11 protein-coding genes are annotated in these 16900 nt (G+C 70.4%); 4 read left to right on the forward strand and 7 right to left on the reverse strand.

Going from position 1 to position 16900, the window contains the following annotated elements; genetic code table 11:
• The 3 genes from FDA94_RS07405 to FDA94_RS07415 form a co-directional block, all read left to right on the forward strand.
• The coding region (locus FDA94_RS07405; protein WP_137246301.1) for an RICIN domain-containing protein at positions 1–845 on the forward strand (845 nt) is incomplete at its 5' end.
• A 478-nt stretch (positions 846–1323) separates the two neighbouring features.
• Positions 1324–4494 (forward strand): family 43 glycosylhydrolase, encoded by a 3171-nt coding sequence (locus FDA94_RS07410; protein ID WP_212735218.1) that lies wholly within the window; start codon positions 1324–1326, stop codon positions 4492–4494.
• Entirely contained in the window at positions 4491–7100 is a 2610-nt protein-coding gene (locus FDA94_RS07415; protein ID WP_212735219.1) for a family 43 glycosylhydrolase, read from the forward strand. Before FDA94_RS07410 ends, FDA94_RS07415 begins: the two co-directional genes overlap by 4 nt.
• Positions 7101–7117: 17 nt before the next feature.
• Here the strand turns inward: FDA94_RS07415 and FDA94_RS07420 are convergent, their stop codons facing one another.
• From FDA94_RS07420 to FDA94_RS07435, 4 genes are read right to left on the reverse strand one after another with little or no spacing between them, the layout of a single operon-like run.
• Positions 7118–8131, reverse strand: a complete 1014-nt coding sequence (locus FDA94_RS07420; RefSeq protein WP_212735220.1) for a glycoside hydrolase family 68 protein — start codon at positions 8129–8131, stop codon at positions 7118–7120.
• A 2-nt stretch (positions 8132–8133) separates the two neighbouring features.
• Positions 8134–8958: a carbohydrate ABC transporter permease gene (locus FDA94_RS07425; RefSeq protein WP_137246303.1), complete on the reverse strand. Its 825-nt coding sequence runs from the start codon at positions 8956–8958 to the stop codon at positions 8134–8136.
• A complete protein-coding gene (locus tag FDA94_RS07430) occupies positions 8955–9845 on the reverse strand; it encodes a carbohydrate ABC transporter permease (RefSeq protein WP_212735221.1) in 891 nt (296 codons plus the stop codon). The genes FDA94_RS07425 and FDA94_RS07430 overlap by 4 nt, the downstream gene beginning before the upstream one ends.
• 1 nt (position 9846) lies before the next feature.
• A complete protein-coding gene (locus FDA94_RS07435) occupies positions 9847–11217 on the reverse strand; it encodes an ABC transporter substrate-binding protein (protein WP_137246304.1) in 1371 nt (456 codons plus the stop codon).
• A 106-nt stretch (positions 11218–11323) separates the two neighbouring features.
• On the opposite strand from FDA94_RS07435, the gene FDA94_RS07440 reads away from it, so the two are divergent.
• The gene (locus FDA94_RS07440) at positions 11324–12364 is read left to right on the forward strand and encodes a LacI family DNA-binding transcriptional regulator (protein WP_137246305.1); all 1041 of its coding nucleotides are present in this window, start codon (positions 11324–11326) and stop codon (positions 12362–12364) included.
• A gap of 26 nt (positions 12365–12390) precedes the next feature.
• On the opposite strand, the gene FDA94_RS07445 is transcribed toward FDA94_RS07440, so the two are convergent.
• The 3 genes from FDA94_RS07445 to FDA94_RS39035 are packed head-to-tail and all read right to left on the reverse strand — an operon-like array spanning position 12391 to position 16900.
• The gene (locus FDA94_RS07445; RefSeq protein WP_137246306.1) at positions 12391–13161 is read right to left on the reverse strand and encodes a FadR/GntR family transcriptional regulator; all 771 of its coding nucleotides are present in this window, start codon (positions 13159–13161) and stop codon (positions 12391–12393) included.
• A gap of 56 nt (positions 13162–13217) precedes the next feature.
• Positions 13218–14075 carry an amidohydrolase family protein gene (locus FDA94_RS07450; RefSeq protein ID WP_137246307.1) on the reverse strand — a complete coding sequence of 286 codons (858 nt, stop codon included), beginning with the start codon at positions 14073–14075 and terminating at the stop codon, positions 13218–13220.
• A complete protein-coding gene (locus FDA94_RS39035; RefSeq protein ID WP_170990823.1) occupies positions 14072–16900 on the reverse strand; it encodes a right-handed parallel beta-helix repeat-containing protein in 2829 nt (942 codons plus the stop codon). Before FDA94_RS39035 ends, FDA94_RS07450 begins: the two co-directional genes overlap by 4 nt.

Consider the following 16900-nt stretch of genomic DNA (forward strand, 5'->3'; position numbering starts at 1 on the left):
TGCGCCTGCTGGTCACCACCTCCCGGCTGGCGCCCAACATGTTCGACCTGCACCCGCCCTTCCAGATCGACGGCAACTTCGGCGCCACCTCCGGCATCGCCGAAATGCTCCTGCACAGCCACACCGGGGAACTCCACGTCCTCCCGGCGCTGCCCTCGGCCTGGCCCAGCGGCAAGGTCGCCGGGCTGCGCGGGCGCGGCGGCTACACCCTCGGCGCCACCTGGAGCTCCGGCCGGGCCACCGAGATCCTGATCAGGTTCGACCGGGACGGCGCCGTCCGGGTCCGCAACGCCGTCTTCACCGGCACCGTCGACGTCACCGACAACGGCACGGCGGTGACGTTCACCAAACCCGAGTCCGACGTGGTGTCCTTCACCGGCCAGGCCGGGCGCACCTACCGCCTGACCGGCACCGGCACCCCCCAGCAGCCGACCTCCTGGGTCCGGATCGTCAACGGCACCACCGGGCTGGCGCTCGACAGCGGCGGCAGCGTCGCCTCCGGCTCGGTGGTCAAGCAGTGGACCTCCGGCAGCTCCACCAACCTGCAGTGGCAGCTGGTCGACCTGGGCAGCGGCTGGTACCGGATCGTCAACCGCACCAACGGGATGGTCGTCGACAGCTGGGGCAACACCGCCAACGGCGCCAACGCCCGCCAGTCGGCCTGGAACGGCGGCAACAACCAGCAGTGGCGGCTGGCCGCCACCGGCAACGGCCGCTACCAGATCATCAACCGCGGCACCGGCACCGCCCTGGACGGCATGGGCAACGCCACCTCCGGCTCCACCGTCTGCATGTGGGCGCCGAACACCAACACCAACAACCAGTGGACCCTCGTCCCCGTCTGATCGGGAACCGCCGACTCCTCGCCGCCGCGGGTGCCACCGCGGCGGCGAGGCCGTTCACGGGAGCGTCAGGTTTCGCGGTTGTTACGGGATCTTGCTCGGAGACTCTTGTCTGAAGTGTCCGGTCACTTTACAGTTTCAGACGAAAGGTTCAGAAAATAACCCGAAAATAACTGCCACCTTCTTGACCGCATGCCCGGTTGAGGCATTCCCCGCCTCCCGTCCATACGAAGGGTGCTTTCGTGTCCTGACCGAATCCACGCGCGTACATCCGCCCCGATTTGTTAGCGATAACACTTCATGTACGTGCGCCGATCCCAACAGGAGCATCACCGCCGACCATCGGCAAAGGTGGATGACGCATGCCCGTACGCGAATGAACAAACGTCCCCTCTCCCCGAAATGTTAGCGATAACACCTTCGTAACCTTTCCGTCGGTAACCGACGGGCGCCCGCTCTACCTCCGTGTCTGGAGTTCGCAATGCCCGTGTCCCCCCGCCTCCGCTTACGTTTCCCCGCCGCCTCGAGAATCGCGGTGGCGCTCGTCGCCGTGCTCGCCTGCGCCGGCCTGGTGACCACGAGCGCGACCGCCGACGCCTGGTCGCCCGCCTCGTCGTACACCTCCACCGACAAGGGCGACGGCACCTACACCGTCCCGCTCCTGCGCTCCGACGTGCCCGACATCAGCGTGGAACGCGTGCCGGCCGCCGAGAACGACGAGGGCCGCGACCTCTATTACATGATCAGCACCACGATGCACATGAGCCCGGGTGCGCCGATCATGAAGTCGTACGACCTGGTGAACTGGGAGATCGTCAACTACGTCTTCGACCGGGCGAGCATCGGGGACGCCTTCTCCCTGCGCAACGGGCAGAACTCCTACGGACAGGGCCAGTGGGCGTCGTCGCTGCGCTACCACGACGGCATGTTCTACGTCGCCTTCAACACCAACAACCTCGGCGGCGCCTACCTCTACCGGACCGACGACATCGACGACGGGAAGTGGGAGCGCACCGCCCTCGGCCGGGGCCTGCACGACCCCTCGCTGTTCTTCGACGTCGACGGCACCGCCTACATCTTCTACGGCTCGGGCGGGACGAGCGCCGTGCGCCTCAACACCGACCTGACGGCCATCGCGCAGGACTACCCGAACATCTTCACCGCGAACGACTACGCGGGCCGGCCCTTCATCGGCGGCCTGTTCGAGGGCGCGCAGTTCTACCACATCGACGGCTGGTACTACGCGGTCATCATCACCTGGCCGTCCGGGCAGGGCCGCCAGGTCGTCATGTTCCGCTCCAAGGACCTGCTCGGCCGCTACACCTCCGCCGGGGGCGTCAACACCTACGAGGCGCGCGGGGTGCTCAACTCCAACGGCTTCGCCCAGGGCAGCCTGGTGCCCATCTCCCGGGAAGGCGGCCGCACCGACTGGTGGGGCATGTTCTTCCGCGACACCTTCCCCGTCGGCCGCATCCCGGCGCTGATCCCCGCGACCTGGCAGGACGGCTGGCCGACCTTCGGCGACAACGGCGTCGTGCAGGTGGACGGGGCGTTCCAGAAGCCGATCGCGCTCGACCCGGCGCAGGAGACCTTCGAGCGGCAGAAGAGCATCGTCGCCTCCGACGACTTCGCCAACGACGCCCCCGAGCGGGCGTACACGGACGAGAACTGGACGATCCCGGAGCCGCCCGACGTCGACGAGTCGCTGATCGGCGTCGAGCTCCTGCAGAACCCCGGGTTCGAGGCCGAGGCGACCGCGCCGTGGGCGGCGCAGTTCGGCGCGACCCTGAGCCGGGACACCGGTGACCCCGCCGCGGGTTCGGCGGCGCTGAAGGTCGGCGGCCGGACGCTCAACGGCTCGGGCCCCAACCAGTTCCTCAACGGCAGGATGCAGCACGGCGTGACCTACACCGTGTCGGCGAAGATCAAGTACACCTCCGGCCCGAGCAGCGTGCGGTTCAACCTCGTGGCCGACTGGGGCAGCGGCGTCCAGGTCATGACGTTCGGGAACGTGCCGAGCGGCCAGTGGACGACGGTCTCCGGGCGCTTCACCGTGCCGACGACGGCGAACCTGAACAACTTCAAGTTCGCGGTGGAAACGCCGTGGGCCAACCCGCAGCCGCCGTCGTCCAGCGTGGAATACCTGATCGACGACGTCTCGGTCGTCGGGCTCCCGCCGACGGCGGAGTACCCGACCGAGGCGGAGATCGCCCCCAACGGATCGCGGCTCGACGTCGCCTGGGAGTGGAACCACGCCCCCGACAACCGCAACTGGTCGCTCACCGACCGGGACGGCTGGCTGCGGCTGACCACGGGCAAGCCGGTGACCGGCCAGTACGTCTACACCAAGCTCTCCAACCGGGCCGAACTGGCGTGGCTGGAGGAGGCGCGCAACACCCTGACCCAGCGCACGTTCGGGCCGCGCCAGTCGGCGGAGACCCGCATGGACGTCTCGGGCATGAAGAACGGCGACGTCGCGGGCCTGGCCGCCTTCAACCGCGGCTTCTCCTACGTGGCGGTCAAGCGCTCCGGCGGCGTGAACACGCTGGGCGTGGTGAACCGGCCGCAGCCGTTCGGGGTCGACCTCGACCAGGCCGCCCTGGAGGCCTTCGTCCCGGGCACCACCGTGCCGCTCGGTGACGCCACCGAGGTGTCGGTCAAGGCCGACCTCGACTTCGCCGCGCCGGTCGGGCAGCTCTGGACGACCTTCTACTACAGCCTCGACGGCCTGACCTGGACCCGGCTGGGCAACCGCGTCGGCCCGCAGACGCTCGACGGCAGCCTCGCCCACTTCATGGGCCACCGGGTCGCCCTGTTCAACTACGCCACGCAGGAGAAGGGCGGGCGGGTCGACTTCGACCACTACCTGCTCAGCGACACCCTGACCGCGCAGAACCTCCCCCTCGACACCACCCGCCTCGACGCGGCCATCGCGCACGCCGGGACGCTGAACGAGCACTCCTACCCGGCCGGCGCCTGGGCCGACGCGCAGAAGGCGCTCACGGCGGCGAAGGTGGCCCGGGCCGGCGCGTTCGGCACCCAGAACCAGATCGACGCGCCGGAGCGGGCCCTCAGCTACCAGCTGGCCCGGCTCGGCACGCTGGAGATCGAGGACGTGACCGGCCCGGTCGTCGAGGTCTCGGGTGTGGCGGACAGCGGCGACAGCCGGGATCTGCGCATCGGCTGGGAGGCCACCGACGCGGGGTCCGGAGTCGCCGCCACCACCGCGACCCTCGACGGGCAGCCGGTCCAGCCCGGCACGCTCACCCTCTACGAACTGACCCTCGGCGAGCACGTACTCGTCGTCACCGCCGTCGACCACGCCGGGAACCAGACGGTGGAGACCGTCCGGTTCACCGTCTCCACCTCGGTCGAGGACGTCTCGGCGCTCATCGACCGGTTCGCGGCCGAGGGCAAGACCAACGCCGGCAGCGCCGTACGCCTGCACAAGGAGCTCGACCGCGTCGTCGCGGCCATCGAGAAGGACAAGGACCCCAAGAAGATCGTCAAGGTGATCGAGAAGTTCAAGAGCGGGGTGCAGGACCACCGCGTCGAGGCCGACGAGATCGTCCGCACCACCCTGCTCCGCGACGCCGACGCCCTGATCGTCCAGTGGGGCGGCACCCCGAGGAACAAGGAGAGCATCTCGTGAAATTACGCTCGCGCTTCGCCGCGATCGTGACCGCCGGAGCGATGCTGGGCGCGGTGGCGACCGTCACGGCGGCGCCGGTCCAGGCGGCCGGCCCGGACATCATCGTGAACGGCGGCTTCGAGTCGGGCCTCACCGGCTGGTTCCCGAACAACGGGAACGCGGCCGACACGGCCACGCTGACCCCGACGACCGACGCCTACTCCGGCTCGGCCGCCGTCGCGGTCAGCCAGCGGATGACGACCGGCTCAGGTCCTATGCAGGATCTGTCGGGCAAGGTGCAGGCGGGGAAGACCTACTCGGTGACGGCCCGGGTGAAATACGAGAACCCGAACAGCCCGGCCACCAAGCAGTTCTTCATCACCATGCACTACGGCGGGGGGACGTACACCAACCTCGGCACCGTGACCACCCCGCGCGGACAGTGGGGCCTGATCCAGGGCACGTTCACCATTCCGGCCGCGCAGAGCGTGGCCACCGCGCGGATCTTCGTCGAGACCCCGTGGACGCAGACGCCCTCGTCGGCGCCCGACACGCATCTGATGGACTTCAAGGTCGACGACGTGACCCTCCGGGAGTTCACCCCGTCGACCACGATCGAGGTGCTCGGCAAGAACCCCGGTGAGGGCAACCCGCTCATCTCGCACAAGTTCGGGGCCGACGGCAACGCCTTCGTCCACGACGGCCGCGTGTACCTCTACATGACCAACGACACGCAGGTGTACAACCCGGGCCCGAACGGGATCTCCCCGACCAACACCTACGGCGGCATCAACACCATCACCGTCATCTCCTCCGACGACCTGGTCAACTGGGTCGACCACGGCGAGATCCCGGTGGCCGGGCCGAACGGCGTCGCCAAGTACGCCGGCAACTCCTGGGCCCCGGCGATGGAGAGCAAGGTCGTCGACGGCGTCGAGAAGTTCTTCCTCTACTTCGCCAACAACGGCGCCGCCACCGGCGTCATCGTCGGCGACTCGCCGGTCGGCCCGTGGCGGGACGAGCGCGGCAGCCTGCTGATCACCGGCGCGACGCCGGGCGCGTCGAACGGGATCAACTGGCTCTTCGACCCGGGTGTCTTCATCGACGACGACGGCCAGGCCTACCTCTACTTCGGTGGCGGCGGCGACGACAACTCCGACAGCTACGAGAACACCAACCACCCCAAGTCCACCCGGGTCATCAAGCTCGGCGACGACATGACGAGCACCGTCGGTTCGGCCGAGGTCATCGACGGGCCGCTCATGTTCGAGGCGGGCCACGTCTTCAAGCGCGAGGGCAAGTACTACTACTCGTACTCCTCGAACTTCGGCTTCGGCGGTCCGATCGACCCCGCCGGTCCCCCGACCGGGGCGATCGCCTACATGGTCGCCGACCACCCGATGGGCCCCTGGACCGCCGACAAGTACAAGGGTGTGATCTTCCGTAACCCCGGCAACTTCTTCGGGGCCGGCGGCAACAACCACCAGTCGGTGTTCCAGCTCGGCGGAGAGTACTACTTCACCTACCACGCCCAGACGCTGAACCGGCGGATCACCGGCGGCGCCACCCAGGGCTTCCGCAGCCCGCACATCGCCAAGCTCGAGTTCAACCAGGACGGCTCGATCAAGGAGGTGCTCGGCACCTACGACGGCGTCGAGAAGATCCGCGACCTGGCCCCCTACCGGGTGATCGAGGCCGAGACCATCGCGTGGCAGCAGGGCATCGCCACCAAGAAGGTCGAGGGCTCCTCGGCGGAGTTCGGCGCCCAGGCGCCCAACCTCGTGCTGCACGACGTCGACAACGGCGACTGGACCTCGCTCGCCTCGGTCGACTTCGGTGAGAAGGGTGCCACCGCGCTCACCACGAAGGTGCGCCCCCTCGTCGCCGGCGGCCGGATCGACGTCCGCCTCGACAACCGCACCGCGCCGGTGGTCGCGACGATCCCCGTCGACGCCCCGCTCAACGCCTGGACGGAGCTGACCGCCGAGGTCGACGGCCTCACCGGCGTGCACGACGTCTACTTCACCTACGCCGGACCCGCCAACGCCGACCTGTTCGAGGTCGACTCGTGGGCCTTCGAGAGCCAGGCCGAGGACGAGACCGCCCCGTCGGTCGAGATCACCGGTGTGACCGACGGCGGCGAGTACGGCGACAGCGGCGACCTCACCCTCGGCTGGACCGCCGAGGACAGCGAGTCGGGCGTCGCCACGACCACCGCGACCCTCGACGGGCAGCCGGTCCAGCCCGGCGCGATCACGCTCTACACGCTGGCCCTGGGCGAGCACGAGCTGGTCGTCACGGCCGTCGACCACGCCGGGAACCAGACGGTGCGGACCGTCCGGTTCACCGTCACCACCTCGGTCGAGGACGTCTCGGCGCTCATCGACCGCTTCGCGGCCGAGGACAAGACCAACGCCAGCAGCGCGGTCCGCCTCCACAAGGAGCTCGACCGCGTCATCGCGGCCATCGCCGAGCAGAAGGACGACAAGAAGATCATCAAGGTGATCGAGAAGTTCAAGAGCGGGGTGAAGGACCACCGCGTCGAGGCCGACGAGATCGTCCGCACCACCCTGCTCCGCGACGCCGACGCGCTGATCGTCGGTTACGGAGGAACCCCCCGGACCTGACGCTCAGCTCCAGAGGTTCAACAGGGTTCGAGCCGGGTGCGGTGGCCGTCCAGGTGCAGTCTGACCAGGGGGGCCACCGTCCCGCCGAAGTGGGCCCGGTCGGCCGGGCCCCGGTAGTCGAGGAAGCTGACCACCCGCAGGTCGTCGAGCACCATCCAGGCGTAGGCCTGGTCGGGCTGGGTCTGCGGGTTCCCGATGACCAGGCCGGAGCCGTTCAGGGGCTCGTAGGGTCCCTCCAGCGCCGCCCCGACGAAGCCGTAGAGGCCGGTCGGGGCGGCGTCCGCCGGTTCGAACGACTGCCGGTGGGTGCAGAAGAACAGGTAGTGCAGGCCGCCGTGGACCACCACGTGAGGGCGTTCGATCTCGCGGTTGATCCCGTCGGCGACGAGGAGAGGCCGGTTCCCCGACCCCGAGTCGGTGAGGGCGATCGCCCCCATGTGGCGGTCACCCCACGGGACCGAGGCGGCGATCAGCAGACGGCCCCGGAACCAGGCCGGGTCGCGCCAGCCCTTGATCTTCCCCGGCCCGCCCTCGACGTCGTTCGCGGGCAGGAAGTACCGCTCGTCCGGCCGCGTGATCTCACGGTGGACGCCGTCGCGGGCCTCGAACACCCGCTGCGCGAAGGTGGGACGCTCCTCGCCGCGGAAGCCGGCCGCCGTGTAGAAGACCGAGATCGTGCCGTCGGCCCGCCGGATCGCGGTGCCCGACCACTCACGGCTCCCGGGGGAGGCGCCGTCGGGGAAGACGTCGCCGAGGTCGATCCACTTGCCGTCGTCGAGGGCGAGCAGGCGGATGCGGGCGACGTCGTGGCGCTCCTCCGGGTGGCCGAGCGCGGGGGCGGTCAGGCCCATCCAGAGTTCGCGGCCGTCGAAGAGGGCGGTGGCGCCGTCCTCTTCCTGGATCGGCCACATGTCCCACAGATCGAAGCCCGGCAGCGCCGGTTCGACGGGGCCGAGGATCAGCGGCGCGGTCGTCGCCGGGTCTTCGGTGATCAGGTCGAGGTGGTGACGGGTCCACCGGGTCGTCGTCACGTTCATCCCTTCAACGAGCCCTGGAGCAGGGCCGTCACGAAACGGCGCTGGAAGATCAGAAAGACGAGGAGCGTCGGCGTCAGGATGAGCAGCGAGCCCGCGCAGAGCAGCGGGATGTCGGTGCCCCACTGTCCCTGGAACGCCCCGAGGGCGCCCGACATCGTGCGCTGCAACGGGTCGTCGACCAGCACGATGGCCAGCAGGAACTGGTTCCACGTCCACAGGAACAGCAGGATCGCCAGCGACGAGGTCGCCGGGGCGGCCAGCGGCACGTGCACCTTCCAGAACAGCTGCCAGGTGCTCGCGCCGTCGATGCGGGCGCTCTCCGACAGCTCCTCGGGCATGTTCACGAAGTGGGCCCGCATCCAGAACACCGAGAACGGCATGAACAGCCCGATCAGCGGCAGGATGATCGCCCACCGGGTGTTCAGCACGCCCATGTCGCGCACCAGGTAGTAGAGCGGCGTGATGATGCCCTCGAACGGCAGGGTCAGGCCGAGCAGGAACGCCACGAAGACGATCCGCCGGCCCGGGATGCGCAGGTGCCCGATGGCGAACCCGGCCATGGTGGCCACGACCAGCGAGATCGGCACGACCCCGAGCACGATCAGCACGCTCGACTTCAGCAGCTCGGTCATCCGGGCGGCGGTGAACGCGGTGGCGAAGTTGCCCCACTGCGGGTCGTCGGGCCACTCCAGGCCGAGCGGGTAGCTGCCCGACGGGTGGAGCGCGGTGACGAAGAGGCTGAGGAACGGCATGAGGGTGGCCGCCATCAGCACGATCAGCAGCACCCGGCCCGTCCAGGCCTCACGACGAGCGGTTTTCATGATGAGCGGTCCCTGGTGAGCCACTGGATCGGCAGCGCGCACGCGATCACCAGCACGGTGAGCACCACCGCGAGGGCCGAGGCGAGGCCGACCTCGCGTTCGGAGAAGGCCAAGTAGTAGATCTCCAGGCCGGGCACCATGCTGGCGTTGCCGGGCCCGCCCTGGGTGGAGATGTAGACGATGTCGAAGCTGGCCAGCGCGGCCACGACGGTGACGGTGACGCAGACCCCGATCTCCTGCCGGAGGCTGGGCAGGGTGATCGAGACGAACTCACGCAGCGGGCCCGCTCCGTCGAGGCGGGCGGCCTCGTACAGAGCCGGATCGATCTTGCTCATCCCGGCCAGCAGCAGGAGCGTGCACAGGCCCAGGAGCACCCAGGCGCCGATCACCCCGACCGCCGGCAGCGCCGTCGAGAAGTCGCCCAGCCAGGCGCGGGTGATCCCCTCCAGTCCTATGTACGACAGGAGCTGGTTCACCAGCCCGGTCGACGACAGCAGCCAGCTCCAGGTGATCCCGGCCGCGACCAGCGGGATCACCTGCGGCAGGAAGATGACCGTGCGGGCCACCAGCGCGAGACGGCTGGCGGCGATGCGCCGGATCGTCGCCGCGATGGCCAGCCCGAGCACGACCGGGACCGCGCTGAAGAAGGCGATCAGCTTGATCGCGTTGAGGATCGCGGCGAACAGGTCGGGGTCGGTGAAGACCCGCAGGTAGTTCTGGACGCCGTTCCAGGTGGCCACGCCGATGCCGTCCCACGAGTAGAGGGAGTACTGCACCGTCATGGCCAGCGGCTGGATCACGAACACGACGTAGAACGCGGCCGCGGGCAGCACGAACAACCAGCCGGCCCACCTCGACCCGCTTCGCCGTTTCACGGCCGCCTTCACGTCAGCCTCCCTTGACCTGGGACACGTAGTCGGCCTGCACGCTCTTGAGCAGGCCCTCCGGGGTCTGCTCCCCGCCGACCAGCTTCTGCAGGTTGGGCGTCCAGCTCTTGGCGTAGATCGCGCCGGTGGCGTTGGCGATGAAGTCCATCGATCCGTTGTCCTCGGCGATCTTCGCGCCCGCCGCCAGGGTGCTCTCGGTGACGGTGCCCGGTGCGATCGGCGGCATCGGCGCGTCGGCCGGGCCCATCGGGTGGGAGCCGCCGATCTGGACGCCGATCGTGCGCGCCTGGGTGTCGGTGGCGACCCAGTCGAGGAACGTGGCGGCGCAGTCGGCGTTCTTGGCGTTCGCGCCGACGCCGAAGGTCAGCGGGGCCGACATGGCCGCCTGCTTGCCGCCGGCCTGGACCGGGGGCATCAGGAAGAAGCCCACGTCGCCGGGCATCTGCTTGTCGAGGTTGCCCGACTCCCAGTCGCCGTTGAACATGAACAGGCCGTCGCCCTTCATGAAGCGGCTCATCATCGTCGCGTAGTCGACGGCGTTGACGTCCTTCCAGAAGTAGCCCGCCTTGATCCACTTCTCCAGGTGCTGGGTGGCCTGGAGGTTGGTCGGCGTGTCGATGGTCGCGCCGGGCTTCTGGAAGATCCAGTCGTTGATGGGGGCGGCCGGGCCGTAGGAGGCCATCAGGTCCTGGAGCGGGAAGGCCAGGCCGCCGGTCGCGCCGCCGTTGAACTGGGCGATCGGGGCCAGGCCCGCCTCCTTCGCCTTGGCCATGGCCGCGTCGAGGTCGGCGAGGGTCGCCGGGGGCGTGGTCATGCCGATCTGGGCGGCGAGCTTCTTGTTGTAGAAGACGCCGGTCATCGAGAAGTTGAGGCCCATGGCGTAGAGGGAGCCCTCGCCGCGCACCGCGCCGCCGGGGGCCATGCGCATCTGCTGGAGCTGGGAGGGCGGCCACTTGTCCCAGCCGAAGACCTTGGCGTACTCGTCGAGGTTCTTCAGCAGGTTGTTCTTGACCAGCTCGGAGACCTGCGGGAGGCGCATGAGGTCCGGCGGGTCGTCGGCCAGCACGCGCGGGGCGTTCTGGGTGATCACCGCGAACTGGTCTTCGCGGATGTCGAAGGTGACGTTCGGGTGCTGCTTGGTGAACTCGTCGGTGAGCGCCTTCGCGATCGGGAACCCGGTCTCGAAGTAGCCCTTCATCGTGACGGGCTCGGTGCCGCAGGTCGGCGCGGACGACAGCGCCGGGGCCGACGACGCGGCGGCCGTGGGCTGGGCGTTTCCGCTGCCCGGCGCCGCGCAGGCGGCGGCCAGGCTTCCCCCCAGGATGACCACCATCGCCACGCGGCTCCGGCGGGAGTGAACTCGATGAGACATGGTGCGTCTCCCTTTGCTAAATCGGATTAGCGATGCGATAGTCTCACCGTGCGTATCCGACGCTGTCAAGGCTCCGTAATGCTGTTGGAATGTGGAGGTCTCCCCCGTGAGTCGACGTCGGGTCACCTTGGCCGACTTGGCCCAGGCGGCCGGAGTCTCCCGCACCACCGCCTCGCTCGTGATGACGGGCAGGGCTCGTGAGCTGCGCATATCCCACGACGTCGAGCAGAGGGTACTGCGTGCCGCAGACGAGTTGGGCTACCGCCCGAACGCCGTCTCGGTCGGACTGCGCACCGGCACGAGCCGGACGATCGGCTTCGTCTCCGACACCGTCGCGACATCCCGCCTCGCCGGAGACATGATCAAAGGCGCCCTCGAAGCCGCCCGCGAACGCGGCGTGATGCTGTTCATCGGCGAGACCGAGGGCGACCCCGAGCTGGAGCGCGGCCTGCTCCACGCCATGCACGACCGCCAGGTCGACGGCCTGATCCTGGCCGCCATGTACACCCGCACGATCAAGGTCCCCAAAGACGTCGGCGGCCCCGCCGTGCTGCTCAACGCCCTGCCCAAGACCCCTTCAGACCTGCCGTCGATCGTCCCCGACGAGGTCGAGGCCGGCCGCGCGGCCGCGCGCGTGCTCCTCGACGCCGGCCACCGCGACGGCATCTACACGATCGGCGCGGGCCCCGCCCTGCGCAACGTCCCCCCGCAGAGCGTCGCGGCGGTGGAACGCCTGGTGGGCATCCGCGAGGTCCTCGGCGAGGCGGGTGTGAAGATCGCCGGCGGCCGGATGTGCGTCGACTGGCTGCCCGAACTCGGCTTCGCGGCCACCGCCGACCTGCTGAAGAAGCACCGCCCCAAGGCGCTGATCTGCCTGAACGACCGGGTGGCCCTGGGCGCCTACCAGGCGCTCGGCGACGTCGGGCTCGACGTGCCGGGCGACGTGTCGGTGGTCTCCTTCGACGACCACCCGATAGCGTCGTGGATAAGGCCCAAGCTGACGACGGTCGCGCTGCCCTACTACGAGCTGGGCCGCAAGGCGGTGGAGGTGCTGTTCGCCCAGATGGGCGAGGAGGCCAAGCCGGGCGAGGTCCACCGGGTGGCCATGCCGGTCATGCACCGCGATTCGGTCGCCACGAGGTCGTGACCCCGAGGTCGTGAGGCCGCCCCGCGTCAACGCCGCAGGCGCACCGGCTCGCCCGGACCGCCCCGGCGGACCAGCCAGGCCTCGGTGATGTGGGTGAACATCGCCTCGGAGGCGCCTTCGGGATCGGCGAGGGCGACGCGCTCGTAGATGCGCCGGTGGCCCAGGTTGGAGGCCACGCACAGCGCGCGTTCGGTGCGGCCCGTGTAGCGCGAGGTGTTGATCACCTGGCTCTCCAGCTGCCGCACGACCGCCCGCGCGATCCGGTTGCCGGACGCCCGCATGATCGTGTCGTGGAAGGCGCGGTCGTAGTCGGCGTAGGCGACCGGGTCTCCGACCAGTTCGTCCATGCGATCGACGAGGACGCGCAGGCGTTCGACGATCTCGCCGTCGGCGACGCGGGCGGCCACGTGGGCCATGTCCGACTCGAGCAGGCGCCGGGTGACGACCAGGTCGTCGAGGACGGTGATGCCGTCGTCCTGGGCGATGGTCGCGCCCAGGACGAGTTCGTCGAGCATGTTCCACTCGGTGGGCGGCGTGACGATCGTGCCGCTGCCCTGGCGGACCTGGACCAGCCCCTTCTCCTGCAGGACCTTGACCGCCTCCCGGACCACGGTCCGGCTGACGGAGAAGGACTCGCACAGCGCCGGTTCGGGCGGCAGCGGGGTTCCGGGGGCGTGCACGCCACGGACGATGCGGTCGACGAGCTCCCCCGTGAGCGCCTGGGCGAGGTTGGCCGGGCGCTTCGTCCAGTCCGGAGACGGTCCGGTGCCCGCGGACGCCCTCCGTGATGCCGCCATGTCCCCTCCAGCTGACCCCCACCGCACGTGTGCGACGAGTCTAGACGTCATACGAATCACGTGGTGGACAGGCGGTACACCCGCTCGGCCGTCCCGCTGAAAACCGCGTGCCGTTCCGCCTCCGACAGCCCGGCCAGCAGGGTCCGGACGGTGTCGGTCCACCGGGGCAGCGACCCCGCGAGCAGGCAGACGGGCCAGTCGGAGCCGAACATCAGCCGGTCGGGGCCGAACGCGTCGACGGCGACCTCCACATAGGGTCGCAGGCTCTCGGCGTCCCACCGCTCCCGGTCGGCCTCGGTGATGAGGCCCGAGAGCTTGGCGGTCACGTTGGGCTCGGCGGCCAGCTGCCGCAGCAGCGCCTCCCACGACCGCAGCTCCCCGGCGGCGATGGCCGGTTTGGCCAGGTGGTCGAGGACGAAGCCGAGGTCGGGCAGGGCGCGCACGGTCTCGATCGCGGCCGGCAGCTGGTGCGGCGCCACCAGCAGGTCGTAGATGAGCCCGGCCGAGGCCACGTGCCGCAGGCCCGCGCGCACGTCGTCGCGGGAGAGCCAGGCCGGGTCGGGTTCGGCCTGGACGAGGTGGCGGATGCCGCGCAGCGTCTCGCCGCCGGGAGAGGCGGCCAGCGCGGCGAGCTCCTCCGGGAGGTCGGGCCGGGTCAGGTCGGCCCACCCGACCACGGCGGCGATGGTCGTCGACCCGGCGGCGGTGGCGAGGAACTCGCGCGTCTCGTCGGCGTCGGCCAGGACCTGCACCAGCACCGACCGGTCGACGCCCGCCTCGGCGGCGGTGGCGTCGTAGTCGGCCGGGGAGAAGTCGCGATAAAGGATCTTCATCTCGGGGGAGGTCAGCCAGTCCTGCGGACGGCGGGACAGGTCCCACAGATGGTGATGGGCGTCGACGACGGAGTTGCTCATGCCTGCCTCACACTGAAGTCGCTGAATCCGAACCAGCCCGCGCGGGATGCGGCCATGAGGCCGGCGTCCTGCCGGTGGGCGACGCCCGCCAGGTCGGCGGTCGGCCCGACCTTGATCCATGTGGTGCCGCTGCGGGAGTAGTAGCCGCTGACCTGGCCGCCCGAGCGCACCAGCCGCACCCAGACCGGCGCCCCGATGTCCGGGACCGACCCGGCCGAGTCGAGCCGGCCGTCGCCGTCGGCGTCCCAGCGGAAGGCCACGCCCTCGCCGGGCGTGGCGACCATGGCCGCGTGACCGCGTGAGCAGCCCGAGAGGTCGTCGCGGAGCACGACGCCGGCCTCGGCCCGGGGGTCGGTGGCGTCGAGGTGAGTGACCCGGGCGGTGATGACCGCCGAGGGCCCGGCCACGCCGTCGCGGTAGACGACGCCGTACTCGCCGGACGCGTCGTCGCCGTGCGGTCCGGCGCCGGCGATCAGGATGGCGTACCGGGAACCGGCCTCGGCGAACCGGCTGGACACCGAGCCCTGCGACTTCAGCGACGTGAGCGGGTTCAGCGCGGTCAGCGTGAGCGACCGGATCGCCTCCGCCCCGGCCAGGTCGGCCCAGCCCGACACGACCGCCCTCACGACGGCCGTGCCCACCGGGACCCGGACCGACGCGGGCGCGGTCACCTTCCAGGTCTCCGTGCCGGACGCCCCTGAGTCGAGCCCGCACCTGGCCGGACGGCCGGAGCGTTCGGCCTGCCAGCCGTCGGGGACGACCAGCGCGACCGTCACCGCCGACGCCCGGCGATCACTGAGGTTCCGCACGGTCACCGTGACGACCGCCGTCTCGCCCGCGTCGAGCACGGGCTGGTCGGCCGTCAGGGTCACGCCGAAAGGGGGCCGCCCCGGGTCTGGCGCGCCGCGGTGGTCTCCGGTGGGGCCGGCGTCGTAGATCACCCGGGTGGCCTCCACGGGGAGGGTCTCGGGAGTGACGGTCACGTTGTCGCGCAGGACGTCGCCCCGCAGGCCGTCGGCGATGCCGGTGACGGCCGGGTTCGTGACGTGGTTGCCGGTCAGGGTCAGGTCGCCGGTGCGGTTTCCGTTGGCGATGTTGGCGTGCGCCCACGGGCCTGCGGTGTTCACGAAGACGTTGCGGCGCACGGTCAGGTGGCGGGAGGCCTCGTCGAAGTAGATGCCGTACTGGCCGCTGTTCTCACAGTAGTTCTCCTCGATGACGCCGCCCGGGATCGAGGAGAGGGTGTAGAGGGCGCCCCCGCCGGACATCGCCCGCACCACGTCGCGCACGTGGTTGCCGACGACGTGGACGTCGCTCATCGTCGTCGGGGTGTCGTAGACGGGGCGGTGGTCGTACAGGCCCCGGGCGAGGTAGTCGGGGCTGCCGCCCGGGTCGTTGGCGCCCCAGCCGTAGCCGAGGGCGATGCCCGAGTAGGGCAGGTCGGCGACGTGGTTGTGCGCGATGGTCAGCCGGGTGACGTAGCTGGCGAAGACGCCGGCGTGGTCGAGGTAGTCGACCGCCGTGGCGAAGACGCGGTTGTCGCTGATCACGATGTCGCTGTTGACCATGCGGGGGTCGGCGGGGTGGTGCGCGTCCGGGCGCACGCCGCCGACCGTGATGCCGCCTCCGGCGTTGGCGGTGAAGGTGCCGCCGCTGACGGTGATCCGGCGCGCGCCCAGCCCGACGCCGGTGGCGTGCGCGTTCGCGTCGTTGCCGATGCCGAGGGCGACCGAGCCGAGGTTGACGAACGCGCATCCGGCGAACGCGACGTCCTCCGCCGCCGACACCTGGACGGCTCCGGGCACCTGGAACCAGCCGTCGCGGGAGGCCTCGAACCCGGCGCAGCCGACCGCGCACGAGGCGAACGCGTCGGCCGGGCGGTGCGGCTGCGGGCCGGCGATGTAGGCGCCGGTCTGCTGGTTGGCGTACCCGTCGGAGGACGACGGGCGCAGCCACGTGGTGCCGGTGAAGGTCAGGTTCTCGAACCGCAGGTGGCGGGCGGGTTCGTCGTACGTGCCGCCGACCTCCAGCAGCGACTCCAGGCGCGGCAGTTCGACCCGCGCCGTGGTCAGGTCCTGCCCCGGGAGCGGCCGGTAGTAGAGCGTGCCCGAGGTGGGATCCAGGTACCACTCGCCGGGTTCGTCGAGGAAGCTCCGGGAGTTGACCAGGAAGTACTCCGGGGTGCGCATCGGCGCCTGGAGGGTGTCGTAGCCGTAGGTGTTGTTGTCCCACGCCGGCTGCCGCATGACGACGGCGGTCGCGGTGATGCGCTCGACCGGGGCGAACCGGTTGGTGAACGCCGACGTCGCCTGGAACTCGACGCGCCCCTGATCGGGCAGGTCGGCGAGCCACGCCAGCGCGGGGTCGTCGAGGGTGAAGCCGGTGGCGGTCAGCGTGACGTGCTCGCGCGGCAGCGCGATCCGGGCCCGCCGGGCGAGCGCGCCCTCGACGTAGAGCTGGCGGGTGTCGAGACCGGCGTCCACGCGGGCCCGGAAGACGCCGGTCGCCGGGTCGTCGGGCCGCCACCCGGTGACGGAGACGGCGCCGCTGATCACGGGTTCGGCGCCGCGCGCCGCCGTCCAGGTCACGGGGTGGCCGTCGCGGCCGGAGTCGGCCGCGTCCAGCCGGAGGGGCTCGGTCAGCCGGTGGACGCCGTCGAGCAGTTCCACGGTCACGTCGAGATGGCCCTGGGCGAGGGCGGCGCGCACCCGCCGCCGCGCCTCCCCCAGTGTCGCGAGCGGGCGGTTCCGCCTGCCGGGCCCGGCGTCGTCGGCGTTCCCGGCGCCGGTGGGGGCGACGGTGACGACCACGGGTGAGAGAGACAC

It is taken from the genome of Herbidospora galbida (assembly GCF_005233835.1).
In the GTDB taxonomy this organism is placed as follows: domain Bacteria; phylum Actinomycetota; class Actinomycetes; order Streptosporangiales; family Streptosporangiaceae; genus Herbidospora; species Herbidospora galbida.